This is a genomic window from Kitasatospora sp. NPDC005856, assembly GCF_040629945.1.
GTDB lineage: Bacteria > Actinomycetota > Actinomycetes > Streptomycetales > Streptomycetaceae > Kitasatospora.
In genome coordinates, this window is sequence record NZ_JBEXWT010000017.1 from 69,323 (window position 1) to 84,946 (window position 15,624).

Below are 15,624 nucleotides of genomic sequence, written 5' to 3' on the forward strand. Positions count from 1 at the left end.
CCGACGCCGCCCGCCCCCCGAACAGCCCGTGCCGTGAGCTGAGCAGACCCGAGTAGAGGAAGCACCGTGATCCCGGTTTCGTACGCCCAACAACGGCTCTGGCTGATCGACCAGATCGAGGGGCCGACCGCGCTGTACAACCTGCCGTTCGCCCTGCGCCTGCGCGGCGGGCTCGACACCGCCGCGCTGCGTGCCGCGACGGCGGACGTGGTCGCCCGGCACGAGGCCCTGCGCACGGTGTTCCCGGTGGCCGAGGGCGTCCCGGTGCAGCGGATCCTGCCGGCCGAGGAGGCGCGTCCGCGCTTCCTGGCCGTGGACTGCGCGCCGGACGACTACCCGGCCCGCCGGGACGCCGCGGCCGCCGAGACCTTCGACCTGAGCCGCGAACTGCCCATCCGGATCACGGTGTTCACCCTCTCCCCGACCGAGCACGTGCTGCTGGTCGTGCTCCACCACATCGCCGGCGACGGCTGGTCGCTCGGCCCGCTGCTGCGCGACCTCGCCGAGGCCTACCGGGCCCGGCTCGCGGGCCGCGCCCCCGACTGGGAACCGCTGCCGATCCAGTACGCCGACTACGCGCTCTGGCAGCGCGACCTGCTCGGCGACGAACACGACCCCGAGAGCCTGCTGGCCCGTCAACTCGACCACTGGCGGACCGCACTGGCCGGCCTGCCGGAGGAACTGGAGCTGCCGACCGACCGGCCCCGCCCGCCCGCCCCCACCGGCGCCGCCGACTCCGTCGACCTCGCCTGGGACGCCGGCCTGCACACCGCCCTGCTCGCCCTCGCCCGCACCCACCGCACCACCCTGTTCACCGTCCTCCAGGCCGGCTTGGCGGCCCTGTTCACCCGGCTCGGCGCCGGCACCGACATCCCGCTCGGCACCGGAGTCGCCGGACGCGCCGACGAGGCCCTGGACGAGCTGGTCGGCTTCTTCGTCAACTCCCTGGTGCTGCGCGCCGAAACGTCCGGCGACCCGGGCTTCGCCGAGCTGCTCGGCCGGGTCCGGGAGGCCCAGCTCGACGCCTTCGCCCACCAGGACCTCCCCTTCGAGCGCCTCGTCGAGGAGCTCAACCCGCCCCGCGCGCTCGGCCGCCACCCGCTGTTCCAGACCCTGCTGGTGCTCCAGAACCACGGCCAGGACGCCGAACTCGACCTGCCCGGGCTGGAGTCCGCCCCGGAGCCGATCGGCCTGCGGGTCGCCAAGTTCGACCTCAACATCGGCATCGCCGAACAGCACGGCCCGGACGGCGCCCCCGCCGGGCTCACCGGCTCGATCGAGTACGCCGCCGACCTCTACGACCGCACCACCGTCACCGCGCTGGCCGACCGGCTCGGCCGGCTGCTGGCCGGCGCCGCCGCCGACCCGCACGCCCCCATCGGCACCCTCGACGTCCTCGCCCCCGAGGAGCACACCCGCCTCCTCGTCGAGTGGAACGCCACCGACGCCCCCCGGTGGACCGGCACCCTCGCCGAGTCCTTCGAGCGCCAGGCCGACCGCACCCCGCACGCCGCCGCCCTCGTCCACGACGGCGGCACCCTCAGCTACGCCGAACTCGACACCCGCGCCAACCGCCTCGCCCACCACCTCGCCGCCCTCGGCGTCGGCCCCGAGACCCCCGTCGCGATGCTGATGGAGCGCTCCGCCGAGGTCGTCGTCGCCACCCTGGCCGTCCTCAAGGCCGGCGGCTGCTACGTGCCGATGCACCCCGGCCTGCCGCCCGAGCGGATGACCGGCGTGCTCGCCGACACCGGCGCCCCCGTGCTGCTCACCGACCGCACCGACCCGGGCTTCCCGCACGGCGCCGCCGTGGTCCGCCCCGGCGACGAGGCCGGCGCCCCCGCCCACCGGCCGGGCGTGCCCGTCCACCCGGACCAGCTCGCCTACGCGATGTACACCTCCGGGTCCACCGGCCGCCCCAAGGGCGTCGCCGTGCGCCACCGCGACGTGCTCGACCTCGCCGCCGACCGGCGCTGGCGGGACGGCCGCCACCGGCGCGTCCTGCTGCACTCCCCGCACGCCTTCGACGCCGCCACCTACGAGATCTGGACGCCGCTGCTGGCCGGCGGCACCGTGGTGGTCGCCCCGCCCGGCGCCCTCGACGCCGCCGCCCTGCACGCCGTCACCACCCGCCACGGCGTCACCGCCGTCTTCCTCACCAAGGCCCTGTTCGACCTCGTCGCCGAGCAGGCCCCGGAGACCTTCGCCGCCCTGCGCGTGGTCTGCACCGGCGGCGAGGCCGCCTCCGGCGTGCTGATGCGCCGTGTCCTGGAGGCCTGCCCGGAGCTGCTGCTCGCCCACGTCTACGGGCCCACCGAGACCACCACCTTCGCCACCCACCACCCGCTCGTCCCCGCCGACCTCGACGGACCCCGGGTCCCGATCGGCGGCCCGATGGACAACATGCGCAGCCACGTCCTGGACGCCCGGCTGCGCCCCGTCCCGCCCGGCGTCCCCGGCGAGCTGTACCTGGCCGGCGCCGGCCTGGCCCGCGGCTACCTCAACCGGCCCGGCCTGACCGCCGAGCGCTTCGTCGCCTGCCCGTACGCGCCCGGCGAGCGGATGTACCGCACCGGGGACCTCGTGCGGCTGCGCGCCGACGGCGCCGTGGAGTTCCTCGGCCGGATCGACGGCCAGGTCAAGCTGCGCGGCTTCCGGATCGAGCTCGGCGAGATCGAGGCGGCGCTGTCCCGCCACCCCGCCGTGCGCCAGGTCATCGTGGTCGCCCGCGAGGACCGCCCCGGCGACACCCGGCTGGTCGCCTACTGCACCGCCGAGGCCGCGCTCACAGGGGCCGAACTGCGCTCCTTCGCCGGCACCGTCCTGCCGGGCTACATGGTCCCCGCCGCGGTCGTCCTGCTGGACGTGCTGCCGCTCAACGCCAACGGCAAGGTCGACCGCCGCGCCCTGCCCGCCCCCGACCTCGCCTCCGACGACACCGGGCGGGCCCCGCGCGACGAGCGCGAACGGGTGCTCTGCGAGCTCTTCGGCGAACTCCTCGGCATCGACGACATCAGCATCGACGACGACTTCTTCGCCCTCGGCGGCCACTCCCTGCTCGCCACCCGCCTGGTCGGCCGGGCCCGCACCGGGCTCGGCGTCGAACTCACCATGGGCGACCTCTTCCAGACGCCCACCGTCGCCGGGCTGGCCGAACGGCTCGCCGACCGCGTCGCCGGGGCCCGTCCGGCCCTGCGGCCCGCCGTGCGGCCCGAGCGGGTGCCGCTCTCCTTCGCCCAGCGCCGCCTCTGGTTCCTCGCCCAGGCCGACGGCCCCTCGGCCACCTACAACGTCACCCTCGCGCTGCGGCTGAGCGGCCCGCTCGACCCCGCCGCCCTGGAGGCCGCCCTCGGCGACGTCGTCCACCGGCACGAGGCGCTGCGCACCGTCTTCGGCGAGCACGACGGCACCCCGTACCAGCGCGTCCTCGACGCCCCCGGCACCGGCCTGCTCACCGTCACCGACCGCCCGACCGACGAACTCGCCGGCCACACCTTCGACCTCGCCACCGACCTGCCGGTCCACGCCTACCTGCGGCCCGAGGGGGCCGAGGAGCACGTGCTGGTCCTGGTCGTCCACCACATCGCCGGGGACGGCGCCTCGCTGGGCCCGCTCTACCGCGACCTCACCGACGCCTACCGGGCCCGCCTCGCGGGCGCGGCCCCGCGGTGGGAGCCGCTGCCCGTCCAGTACGCCGACCACGCGCTCTGGCAGCACGAGCTGCTCGGCGACGAGGACGACCCGGACAGCCCGCTCTCCCGCCAACTCGCCCACTGGCGCGAGGCGCTGGCCGGCGCGCCCGAGGAACTCCCGCTGCCGCTGGACCGCCCCCGCCCGCCGGTCGCCAGCCACCGCGGCGCGGTCGTCCCGCTGGAGTTCGACGCCGAACTGCACACCCGGCTCACCGCGCTCGCCGCCGAGCACGGCGTGACCCTCTTCATGGTGCTGCGGGCCGCGTACGCCACCCTGCTGCACCGCTTCGGCGCGGGCACCGACCTGCCCATCGGCACCCCGCTGGCCGGCCGCCTCGACGAGGCCGTGCAGGAGCTGGTCGGCTTCTTCGCCAACACCCTGGTGCTGCGCACCGACCTCTCCGGCCGTCCGAGCTTCGCCGAGCTGCTGGCCAGGGTCCGGGAGACCGACCTGGCCGCCCACGCCCACCAGGACGTGCCCTTCGAGCGCCTGGTGGAGGAGCTGAACCCGACCCGCTCGACCGCCTGCCACCCGCTGTTCCAGGTGATGCTGGCCTTCGCGGGTGCCGCCGAGGACGGCCCGGACCTGCCCGGCGTGACGGTGACGGAGGAGCCGGTCGACTTCGGGACGGCCACCTTCGACCTCACCCTGCGCCTGGTCGAGCGGCAGGGCGCCGACGGCGCCACCGCGGGGCTGGCCGGCGTCCTGGAGTACGCCACCGACCTGTTCGACCGCGAGAGCGCCGAACAGCTGGCCACTGCACTGGAACTGATCCTGCATCAGGTCGCCGTCGACCCCGGCCGGTCGGTGGCCGAGCTGGACGTGCTGCCCGCCGAGGAGCGGACCGGGGCCGCGATCGCCGCCACGCCGCTGCCCGAACCGGTGCCGCTGGTGCCGGCCGCCTTCGAGGCGCAGGCCGCTCGGACGCCCGCCGCCGTGGCCCTGGTCTGCGGCGACCTCACCCTGACGTACGCGCAGTTGAACGCCCGGGCGAACGTCCTCGCGCACCGGCTGATCGCCGCGGGCATCGGCCCCGAGCGGGTGGTGGCCCTCGCGCTGCCGCGCTCGGTGCAGACGGTGGTCGCCATCCTCGCGGTGCTCAAGGCCGGCGGCGCCTACCTGCCGCTGGACGCCGAGTACCCGGCCGACCGCACCGCCGACACGCTGGCGCAGGCGAACCCGGCGCTGGTGCTGACCGACGACCACTGGCCGCTGCCCGAGGTGCTCGACGGGCTGCGCACCCTGGACGTCGCCGACGGCGGGGCCGGTCCGCAGACCGACCCGGCCCCGCGCGCCACGGCGGCCGACGCCGCCTACGTCATCTTCACCTCCGGCTCCACCGGCCGCCCCAAGGGCGTCGTGGTGCCGCACGGCGGCATCGCCGCGCTGCTGGCCGCCCACCGTGCCGGGGTGATGGCCGACGTCGACCGGCAGCGGGTCGCGCTCACCGCCTCGCTCTGCTTCGACGCCTCCTGGGACGGCCTGCTCTGGCTGGTCGCCGGCCACGAGCTGCACCTGATCGGCGGCGACGTGCGGCGCGACGCCCGCGCCCTGGTGCGCCACGTGCGCGAGCACGGCATCGGCGTCCTGGAGGTGACGCCGTCCTACGCCGAGCAGCTGATCGAGGAGGGCCTGCTGGAGGAGCCCGCGCCGGCCCTGGTGCTGCTCGGCGGCGAGGCCGTCGGCCGGACGCTCTGGACCCGGTTGCGCGAGGCGCCGGGCACCGCCGCCCACAACCTGTACGGCCCGACGGAGTGCACCGTCGACGCCCTGACCCACCCGCTGGAGGCCACCGAGCGGCCCGTCCTCGGGCGCACCGTCGCCGGCACCCGCGGCCACGTCCTCGACGAGTACCTCAACCCCGTTCCGGCGGGCGTGCCGGGGGAGCTGTACCTGGCCGGCGCCGGCCTGGCCCGCGGCTACCTGGGCCGGCCGGGCCTGACGGCGGAGCGCTTCGTCGCCTGCCCCTTCGAGCCCGGCACGCGGATGTACCGCACCGGGGACCTGGTGCGCCGCACCCGCGACGGGGAGCTGGAGTACCTCGGCCGCACCGACCACCAGGTGAAGATCCGCGGCTTCCGGATCGAACTCGGCGAGGTCGAGCGTGCCCTGACCGCCCACCCGCAGGTGCTCCAGGCCGCCGTCCTGCCCGACGCGGACGGGCTGCGCCTGGTCGCCTACGTCGTCACCGACGGCCCGCTCGACCCGGCCGAGGTACGCGCCACCGCCGCCCGGACGCTGCCCGGCTACATGCTGCCGGCCGCGATCGTGCCGCTGGACGCGCTGCCGCTGAACGCCAACGGCAAGCTGGACCGGTCCGCCCTTCCGGCCCCTGACTTCGGCGCCCTCTCGGCCGGCCGGGCGGCGCGCACCGCGCAGGAGGAGATCCTCTGCGGGCTGTTCGCGGAGGTGCTCGGCCTCGACGCGGTCGGCATCGACGACGACTTCTTCGACCTGGGCGGCCACTCCCTGCTCGCCACCAAGCTGCTCAGCCGAGTGCGGTCCGCGCTCGGTGCGGAGCTGGGCATCCGCGACGTCTTCGAGACGCCGAACGTGGCCGGGCTGGCCGCCCGCCTGGACGCCGGTGCGCAGCGCCTGGCGCTGAGCGCGGCAGCGCGCCCGGACCGGGTGCCGCTGTCCTTCGCCCAGCAGCGGCTGTGGCTGATCGACCGGATGGAGGGCCCCAGCGCCCTCTACAGCGCACCGCTCGCACTGCGCCTGACGGGCCGACTGGACGCCGCCGCACTGGAGTCGGCGCTCGGTGACGTGGTGGCCCGGCACGAGAGCCTGCGCACGTTGATCGCCGAGGAGGACGGCACCCCGTACCAGCGCGTCCTGCCCGTCGAAGAGGCCGTCGTCCCGCTCCACACCCTGGACCGCCCCGCCGACGAGGTGGCCGCCACGGTTGCCGGACTCTGCCGCCACGCCTTCGACCTGCGCGCCGAACTCCCCGTCCGCACCACCCTGGTGAGGGTCTCGGCCGAGGAGCACGTCCTGGTCCTGGCGCTGCACCACATCGCCAGCGACGGCTGGTCCCTCGGCCCGCTGGTCCGCGACCTCACCTCCGCCTACGCGGCCCGCGCCGAGGGCGCCGCCCCCGGCTGGGCGCCGCTGCCCGTCCAGTACGCCGACTACGCGCTCTGGCAGCGCGGGCTGCTCGGCGAGGAGGCCGACCCCGAGAGCCTGGCGGCCCGCCAACTCGACCACTGGCGCGCGGCGTTGGCCGACCTCCCGGACGAGGCGACGCTCCCGCTGGACCGCCCGCGCCCGCCCGTCGCCTCCCACCGCGGCGACCGGGTGGCGCTCAGCCTGGACGCCGAGTGCCACCGCGAGCTGGTCGCGCTCTCCCGGGCCCACCGGGTCACCCTCTTCATGACCGTGCAGGCGGCCCTCGCCGCGCTGCTCACCCGCCTCGGTGCGGGCACCGACGTCCCGATCGGCTCGGTGGTGGCCGGGCGCTCCGACGAGGCGCTGGACGAGCTGGTCGGCTTCTTCGTCAACACCCTGGTGCTGCGCACCGACACTTCCGGCAACCCGAGCTTCGCCGACCTGCTCGGCCGTGCCCGGGAGACCGCCCTCGCCGCCTACGCCCACCAGGACGTGCCCTTCGAGCGCCTGGTGGAGGAGCTCAGGCCGGCCCGCTCGCTGGCCCGCCATCCGCTGTTCCAGGTCATGCTGGTGCTCCAGAGCAACGAGCAGGCCGAGCCGGCCACGGCGGGCCTGGACGTCGAGCCCCTCGCGGCGGGCACCGGCTCCGCCAAGTTCGACCTCAGCCTGATCGCTGAGGAGTCCTTCGGCCCCGACGGCGAGCCCGCCGGGATCGACTGCGCCCTCGACTTCGCCACCGACCTCTTCGACCGGGAGACGGTCGAGGCCGTCGCCGTCCGCTTCGGCCGGCTGCTGGCGGCGGTGGCCGCCCGGCCCGAGCTGCCGATCGGCCGGGTGGAGCTGCTGTCGGCCGAGGAGCGCGCCGCGCTCCCGGTGGCCGGCGGCGCCCTGCCGGCCGAGGTCCCGCTGCTGCCCGCCGCCTTCGCGGCCCAGGCCGCCCGCACTCCGGAGGCCGTCGCGCTGGTCTGCGGCGACACCCGGCTGACCTTCGCCGAGCTGGACGCCCGCGCCGACCGGCTCGCCCACCGCCTGCTGGCCGCCGGCGCCGGGCGGGAGTCGGTGGTCGCGCTGGCCCTGCCGCGCTCGGCGGAGACGGTGGTCGCCATGCTCGCCGTGCACAAGGCCGGCGGCGCCTACCTGCCGCTGGACGCCGAGTACCCGGCCGAGCGCACCGCCCACATGCTCGCCGACGCCCGCCCGGCGCTCGCCCTCACCGACGGGCGCTGGCCGCTGCCCGAGGTACTGGCCGGCCTGCGCACCCTGGACGTCGCCGCGCCGTCGGACGTTGCCGAGAGCGCCGGGGACGTCGAGAACGTCGAGAACGTCGAGAGTGCCGGGGACGCCGGGGACGGCGCGCCCGCGCTCGGCTGGCGCGCCCTCGACCCGGGCGACGCCGCCTACGTCATCTACACCTCCGGCTCCACCGGCCGCCCCAAGGGCGTCGTGGTGCCGCACGGCGCCGTCGCCGCCCTGCTGGCCGCCCACCGCGCCGCCCTGATCCAGGGCACCGAGCAGGCCCACGGCCGGCAGCGGATCGCGCTCACCGCCTCGCTCTGCTTCGACGCCTCCCTGGAGCCCGTGCTCTGGATGTTCGCCGGGCACGAGCTGCACCTGATCGGCGACGAGCTGCGCCGCGACCCGGCCGCCCTGGTCCGCCACACGGTCGCCGCCGGCATCGACGCCCTGCACCTCACTCCGTCCTACACCGAGCAGCTGATCGAGGAGGGTCTGCTGGAGGCACCCGCGCCGCGCCTGCTGCTGCTCGGTGGCGAGGCCGTCGGCCAGGCGCTGTGGCAGCGGCTGCGGGAGCACCCCGGCACCGCGGGCCACAACTTCTACGGCCCGACCGAGGCCACCGTCTACGCGCTGACCCAGCCGTTCGACGCGGTGGAGCGCCCCGGTCTCGGCGGCCCGATCGCCGGCGCGCGGGCGTACCTCCTGGACGAGCACCTCAACCCCGTCCCGGCCGGTGTGCCGGGGGAGTTGTACCTCGCCGGACCGGGCCTGGCCCGCGGCTACCTGGGCCGGCCGGGCCTGACGGCGGAGCGCTTCGTGGCCAGCCCCTTCGAGCCGGGCGTGCGGATGTACCGCACCGGGGACCTGGCCCGCCGCACCCGCGACGGCGGTGTGGAGTACCTCGGCCGCACCGACCACCAGGTGAAGATCCGCGGCTTCCGGATCGAACTCGGCGAGATCGAGCAGGTGTTGGCCCGCCACCCCGCCGTCCGCCAGGCCGTGGTCACCGTCCGGGAGAGCGACACCGGCGACCGGCGACTGGTCGCCCACTGCACCGTGGGCCAGGAGTCTCCCGAACTCGCCGTCGAGCTGCGGCGGTTCGCCGCCGAGTCGCTGCCCGGCTACATGGTTCCGGCTGCCGTCGTCCTGCTCGACACCCTGCCCCTGACGGGCAGCGGCAAGGTCGACCACCGGGCGCTGCCCGAACCGGACTTCGGGGCGCTCTCGGCCGGCCGGGCGGCGCGCACGCCCCAGGAGGAGATCCTCTGCGGGCAGTTCGCGGAGGTGCTAGGCCTCGACGCGGTCGGCATCGACGACGACTTCTTCGACCTGGGCGGCCACTCCCTGCTCGCCACCAGGCTGCTCAGCCGGGTACGGTCCGTCCTGGGCGCGGAGTTGGGCATCCGGGACGTCTTCGAGGCGCCGAGCGCGGCCGGGCTGGCCGCCCGTCTGGACGCCGGTTCGCGGCGGGCGGCACTGAGCGCGGGAGGTGCGCGCCCGGAGCGGATCCCGCTGTCCTTCGCCCAGCAGCGGCTGTGGCTGATCGACCGGATGGAGGGCCCCAGCGCCCTCTACAACCTGCCGCTCGTCCTGCGCGTGGCGGGGGAGTCGGACACCGTCGCGCTGGAATCGGCCCTCGGCGACGTGGTCACCCGGCACGAGAGCCTGCGCACGCTGATCGCCGAGGAGGACGGCACCCCGTACCAGCGGATCCTGCCCGCCGGGCAGGCCCGCGTCCGGGTCGAGCTGCTGCCGCCCGGCACCGACCCGGCGGACTGCGCCTCCCGCCCCTTCGATCTGGCCGCCGACCTTCCCGTCCGCGCTCACGTCATCCCGGCCGGCCCCGGCGGGCACCTGCTCGCCCTCGTCCTGCACCACATCGCCGGCGACGGCTGGTCGATGGGCCCGCTGCTGCGCGACCTCGCCACGGCCTACGCGGCCCGCACCGGCGGCGAGGCCCCGCAGTGGGCGCCGCTGCCCGTCCAGTACGCCGACTACGCGCTCTGGCAGCGCGAACTGCTCGGCGCGGAGGAGGACGGCGAGAGCCTGCTCTCCCGCCAACTCGCCCACTGGCGCGAGGCGCTGGCCGGCCTGCCCGAGGAGCTGTCGCTGCCCGTCGACCGGCCGCGCCGCGCCGCCGCCTCCCACCGCGGCGAGCGGGTCGTCGTGCCCTACGGCGCCGAACTCCACCGCGCGCTGGGAGAGTTGTCGCGCGAGCACCGGGTGACGATGTTCATGACCGTGCAGGCGGCCCTCGCCGCGCTGCTCACCCGGCTGGGCGCGGGCACCGACATCCCGATCGGCTCGGTGGTGGCCGGGCGCTCCGACGAGGCGCTGGACGAGCTGGTCGGCTTCTTCGTCAACACCCTGGTGCTGCGCACCGACACCTCGGGTGACCCCAGCTTCACCGAGCTGCTGGCCCGCGTCCGGGAGACCCAACTCGACGCCCACGCCCATCAGGACGTGCCCTTCGAGCGCCTGGTGGAGGAGCTGAACCCGGCCCGCTCGCTGGCCCGCCACCCGCTCTTCCAGGTGGCCCTGCTGCTGGAGGGCCGGGGCGAGTCCGCACCGCTCGCCGCGGCCGGACTGGACGCCTCCGTGGAATCCTCCGCCGGGACGGTCGCCAAGTTCGACCTGAGCGTGGGCCTCGGCGAGTCCTTCGACGCGGACGGCGAGCCCGCCGGCCTGGAGTGCGCGATCGACTTCGCCACCGACCTCTTCGACCGGGAGACGGTCGAGGCGATCGCCGTCCGCTTCGGCCGGCTGCTGGCGGCGGTGGCCGCCCGGCCCGAGCTGCCGATCGGCCGGGTGGAGCTGCTGTCGGCCGAGGAGCGCGCCGCGCTCCCGGTGGCCGGCGGCGCCCTGCCGGCCGAGGTCCCGCTGGTCCCCGCCGCCTTCGCGGCCCAGGCCGCCCGCACTCCGGAGGCCGTCGCGCTGGTCTGCGGCGACACCCGGCTGACCTTCGCCGAGCTGAACGCCCGCGCCAACCGGCTCGCCCACCACCTGATCGGGCGGGGCATCGGCCCCGAGTCCGTGGTCGCCCTCGCCCTGCCGCGCTCGGCCGGGAGCGTGATCGCGACCCTGGCCGTGCTCAAGGCCGGCGCGGCCTACCTGCCGCTGGACGCCGACCACCCGGCCGACCGCACCGCCCGTACCCTCGCCGACGCGGCCCCCGCCCTGGTCCTCACCGACGACGGCTGGCCCGCGCCCGAGGCACTGGCCGGCACCCCCGCCCTGGCCCTCGCCGAGGCCGCCGGCCCGGACACCGACCCGGCCCCGCGGGCCTCGGCCGACCACGCCGCCTACCTGATCTACACCTCCGGCTCCACCGGCCGCCCCAAGGGCGTCGTCGTCCAGCACGGCAGCCTCGCCGCCCTGCTGGCCGTCCACCGCGCCGGGCCGATCGCCGCCGCCGAGGCCGCGCACGGCCGACTGCGCGTCGCGCTCACCGCCTCGCTCTGCTTCGACGGATCGCTGGAGAGCCTGCTCTGGCTGTTCGCCGGGCACGAACTGCACCTGATCGGCGACGACCTGCGCCGCGACCCGGCCGCCCTGGTCCGGTACGTGCGCGCGGAGGGCGTCGGCGTCATGGACGTCACCCCCTCCTACGCCGAGCAACTCCTCGCCGAGGGCCTGCTGGAGGGCGCCGCACCGGCCGTCCTGGTCCTGGGCGGCGAGGCCGTCGGCCAGCAGCTCTGGACGGGCCTGCGCGCGGCACCGGGCACCACCACCTACAACCTGTACGGCCCGACCGAGGCCACCGTCTACGCCCTCGGCCGGCCGCTCGGCGCGGCGGAGCGCCCCGGGCTCGGCGGCCCGATCGCCGGCGCGCGGGCGTACGTCCTCGACGAGCACCTCAACCCCGTCCCGGCCGGTGTGCCGGGGGAGCTGTACCTCGCCGGACCGGGCCTGGCCCGCGGCTACCTGGGCCGGCCGGGCCTGACGGCGGAGCGCTTCGTCGCCAGCCCCTTCGAGCCGGGCGTGCGGATGTACCGCACCGGGGACCTGGCCCGCCGCACCCGCGACGGCGGTGTGGAGTACCTGGGCCGCACCGACCACCAGGTGAAGATCCGCGGCTTCCGGATCGAACTCGGCGAGATCGAGCACGTGCTGACGCTCCACCCGCGGGTGCACCAGGCCGCCGTCCTGCCCGACGCGGACGGGCTGCGCCTGGTCGCCTACGTCGTCACCGACGGCCCGCTCGACCCCGCCGACCTGCGCGCCTTCACGTCCGGCCACCTGCCCGGCTACATGCTGCCCGCGGCCGTCGTCCCGCTGCCCGCGCTGCCGCTCACCGGCAGCGGCAAGCTCGACCGGACGGCGCTGCCCGCGCCGGACTTCGGGCAGCTCACCGGCGGCCGCGACGCCCGGACGCCGCGGGAGGAGCTCCTCTGCGCGCTGTTCGCCGAGACCCTCGGCCTGGAGCGCGTCGGCATCGACGACGACTTCTTCGACCTCGGCGGCCACTCCCTGCTCGCCATGAAGCTGCTCGCCAGGGTCCGCACCGCGCTCGGCGCGGACCCCGGCATGCGGGCGCTGTTCGAGGCCCCGACCGTGGCCGGGCTCGCCCGACGGCTCGACCACGGCCCGGCGGCCGACGCGCTGGACGTCCTGCTGCCGCTGCGCGCCGGCGGCGAGCGGGCCCCGCTGTTCTGCGTCCACCCGGCGGCGGGCATCAGCTGGGTCTACTCCGGGCTGCTGCGCCACCTCGGCCCCGAGCAGCCGGTGTACGGCCTCCAGGCCCGCGGCCTGCACGGCGACGCACCGGCGAGCGTCGCCGAGATCGCCGAGGACTACGTGCGGCAGATCCGCGCGGTGCGCCCCGACGGCCCGTACCACCTGCTGGGGTGGTCCTTCGGCGCGGTGGTCGCGCAGGAGATGGCCGTACGGCTGCGGGCCGAGGGTGCCGAGGTCGGCCTGCTGGCCCTGCTCGACGGCGCCCCCGCGGCGGCGCGCACCGGCGGCGCCCCGCCCGTCGAGGCCGCCGACACCTTCGCCGAGTTGCTGCACTCGCTCGGCTACGACCCGGCGGACGGCCGGGGCCTCGCCGAGCTGCGGGCCGTGCTGGGGGAGGCGGTGGCGGTGCTGCCGGAGGTCTTCGACCGGCACCGCAAGCTGATGGCCGAGCACGTGCCCACCCGCTACCGGGGGGACGCCGTCTTCTTCGGGGCGACCACCGGCAAGCCCGCCGACTGGCCGTACGAGCAGGCCTGGCGCCCGTACCTGGACGGCCGGATCGAGAGCCACCGCCTCGACTGCGCCCACGGCGAGCTGACCCAGCCGGAACCCCTGGCACGGATCGCCGCCGTGCTGGCCGAGACGCTGCACACCGAGAAGCCGGGAGCGTGACCCGCCATGACCACCACCGTCCCGATCGAGTCACCGGCGCCGCCGCAGCGGCCGCGCAGTCGGTGGGGCTTGTGGGCCCAGGGGGACTTCCGCCGGCTCTGGATCGGTGAGACCACCAGCACCCTCGGCACGGCCGTCGGCAGCGTGGCGCTGTCCCTGGTGGCCGTGGTGACCCTGGGCGCGGGGCCCTTCGCGGTGGGCGTGATCAACGCCGCCGCCTGGCTGCCCTGGCTGTTCCTCGGCCTGCCGGCCGGCGCCTGGGTGGACCGCTGGCCCCGGCTGCGGGTGATGCTGGTCTGCGACCTGCTGCTGCTCCTGTTCTTCGGCAGCGTTCCGGCGGCCGCGTGGCTGGGGGCGCTCTCCCTCGCCCAGCTGGTGGTGGTGGCCCTGCTGACCGGGGCGGTGAAGGTGTTCTTCTCCACCGCCTACGGGGCGGTGCTGCCCACCCTGGTGGCCAGGGCCGACCTGCTGGAGGCCAACGTCAAGCTGCGCTCCGGGGCCTCGGCGGCGGAGATCGCCGGCCCCGGCGCGGCCGGGCTGCTCGCGCAGGCCTTCGGCGCCGCCAGCGGGATGCTCGCCGACTCGCTCACCTACCTGGTGTCGGCGCTCTGCCTGCGGCGGATCAGGACGGAGGAGCGCCCCCCGCCGGTGTCCGAGCGGCGCGGCCTGCCGCGCGAGATCGGCGAGGGCGTCCGCTTCCTGCTGCGCGATCCCTACCTGCGCACGTTCGCCTGCTTCGCGGCGGTCGGCAACCTGGGGCTGAACGGCATCCAGGCGGTGCAGACGGTCTTCCTGGTGCGCAGCGTGGGGATCGAACCGGGCGCGGTGGGCGGGGTGTTCGCGCTGGTGAGCGTCGGCGGACTGGCCGGCGCGATGCTGGCCGGGCGGATCGCCCGCCGACTGGGCACCGCGCGCGCCCTGCTGGTCTGCGAGCTGGTGGTCGCGCCCTTCATCCTGCTGCTGCCGCTGGCGGGCGAGCGGCTGCCGCTGGTGGTCAGCGCGCTCGCCTGGGCGGTCGCGGTCTGCGGCGTGGTGGCGGGCAACGTCCTGGCCGGCAGCTTCTCCCAGGCCTACTGCCCGCCCGAGCTGATCGGCCGGATCCGGGCGAGTTCCGCGACCCTCAACTACAGCGCGATCCCGGTGGGCGCCCTGCTCGGCGGCTGGCTCGGTGAGGTGATCGGCGCCCGCAGCACCATCTGGCTGATGGCGGGCGTGCTGCTCTCGGCCGGCCTGGTGCTGCTGGCGAGCCCGCTGCGCGGTCTGCGCGACTTCCCGACCCGGCCGTCGGACCCCGCCGCCTGACCGCCCCGACCCACCCCGACGACTTCCCGACCCGCCCTCACCCGGAGGACCCCGATGACCCCGATGGCCCCGATGACCCCGCCCGCCCGGACCGCCCGCCCGCGCCACTACCTGATGTGCCGTCCCACCTACTTCGAGGTCAGCTACGCGATCAACCCGTGGATGGACCCCGCCAAGCCGGTGGACACCGACCTCGCCGTCACCCAGTGGGAGCAGCTGTACGCCCTCTACGGCGAGCTCGGCCACCGGGTCGACCTGATCGACCCGCTGCCCGGCCTGCCCGACATGGTCTACGCGGCCAACGGCGCCACCGTGGTGGACGGCAAGGTGCTCGGCGCGCGCTTCCGCAACGCCGAGCGGGCCGCCGAGGGCCCGGCCTACCTGGAGTGGTTCCGCGCCCGGGGCTTCGAGACGCTCGACCCCGAGCACGTCAACGAGGGCGAGGGGGACCTGCTGCTGACGGCCGGGTACGTGCTGGCCGGGCGGGGCTTCCGCAGCGTGGCGGAGGGGCACGCGGAGGCCCAGGAGTTCTTCGGCCGGCCGGTGATCGGGCTGGAGCTGGTCGACCCGCGCTACTACCACCTGGACACCGCGCTCGCCGTGCTCGACGGCGACGAGATCATGTACAACCCGCAGGCCTTCTCGGCCGGCAGCCGTGCCGTACTGCGCCGGCTGTTCCCGGACGCGCTGCTGGTGGACGGCGGGGACGCGGCGGTGTTCGGCCTCAACGCGGTGAGCGACGGTCTGCACGTGGTGCTGCCGGAGGCGGCCGTGGGCCTGGCCGCTCGGCTGCGCGAGCGCGGCTTCCGGCCGATCGGGATGGACCTCAGCGAGCTGCTCAAGGGCGGCGGCAGCGTGAAGTGCTGCACCCTGGAGATCCGTTCGGTGGACTGAGACGTGCCGCCGCCGGGCACCGGTGATCAATGGTGATCACCG

3 protein-coding genes are annotated in these 15,624 nt (G+C 76.0%); all 3 read left to right on the forward strand.

Translation table 11 applies throughout. The annotated features are described in order from the left end of the window. Nucleotides 1-66 precede the first annotated feature (66 nt). Genes ABZ449_RS13515 through ddaH form a run of 3 tightly spaced genes read left to right on the forward strand, consistent with a single transcriptional unit; the run spans nt 67 to nt 15,582 of the window. The gene (locus ABZ449_RS13515; protein ID WP_360344977.1) at nt 67-13,386 is read left to right on the forward strand and encodes an amino acid adenylation domain-containing protein; all 13,320 of its coding nucleotides are present in this window, start codon (nt 67-69) and stop codon (nt 13,384-13,386) included. 6 nt (nt 13,387-13,392) lie between these two features. Next, nucleotides 13,393-14,688, forward strand: a complete 1,296-nt coding sequence (locus ABZ449_RS13520; RefSeq protein WP_360344979.1) for an MFS transporter — start codon at nt 13,393-13,395, stop codon at nt 14,686-14,688. 54 nt (nt 14,689-14,742) lie between these two features. Further along, nucleotides 14,743-15,582, forward strand: coding sequence for a dimethylargininase (ddaH, locus tag ABZ449_RS13525; RefSeq protein WP_360344981.1), 840 nt, complete (start codon nt 14,743-14,745; stop codon nt 15,580-15,582). The last annotated feature ends 42 nt before the right edge of the window (nt 15,583-15,624 follow it).

Bases quoted from the DNA above. Each gene is read 5' to 3' on its own strand.
- ddaH (WP_360344981.1), top strand. From the start codon at position 14,743: ATGACCCCGATGGCCCCGATGACCCCGCCCGCCCGGACCGCCCGCCCG.
- ABZ449_RS13520 (WP_360344979.1), top strand. From the start codon at position 13,393: ATGACCACCACCGTCCCGATCGAGTCACCGGCGCCGCCGCAGCGGCCG.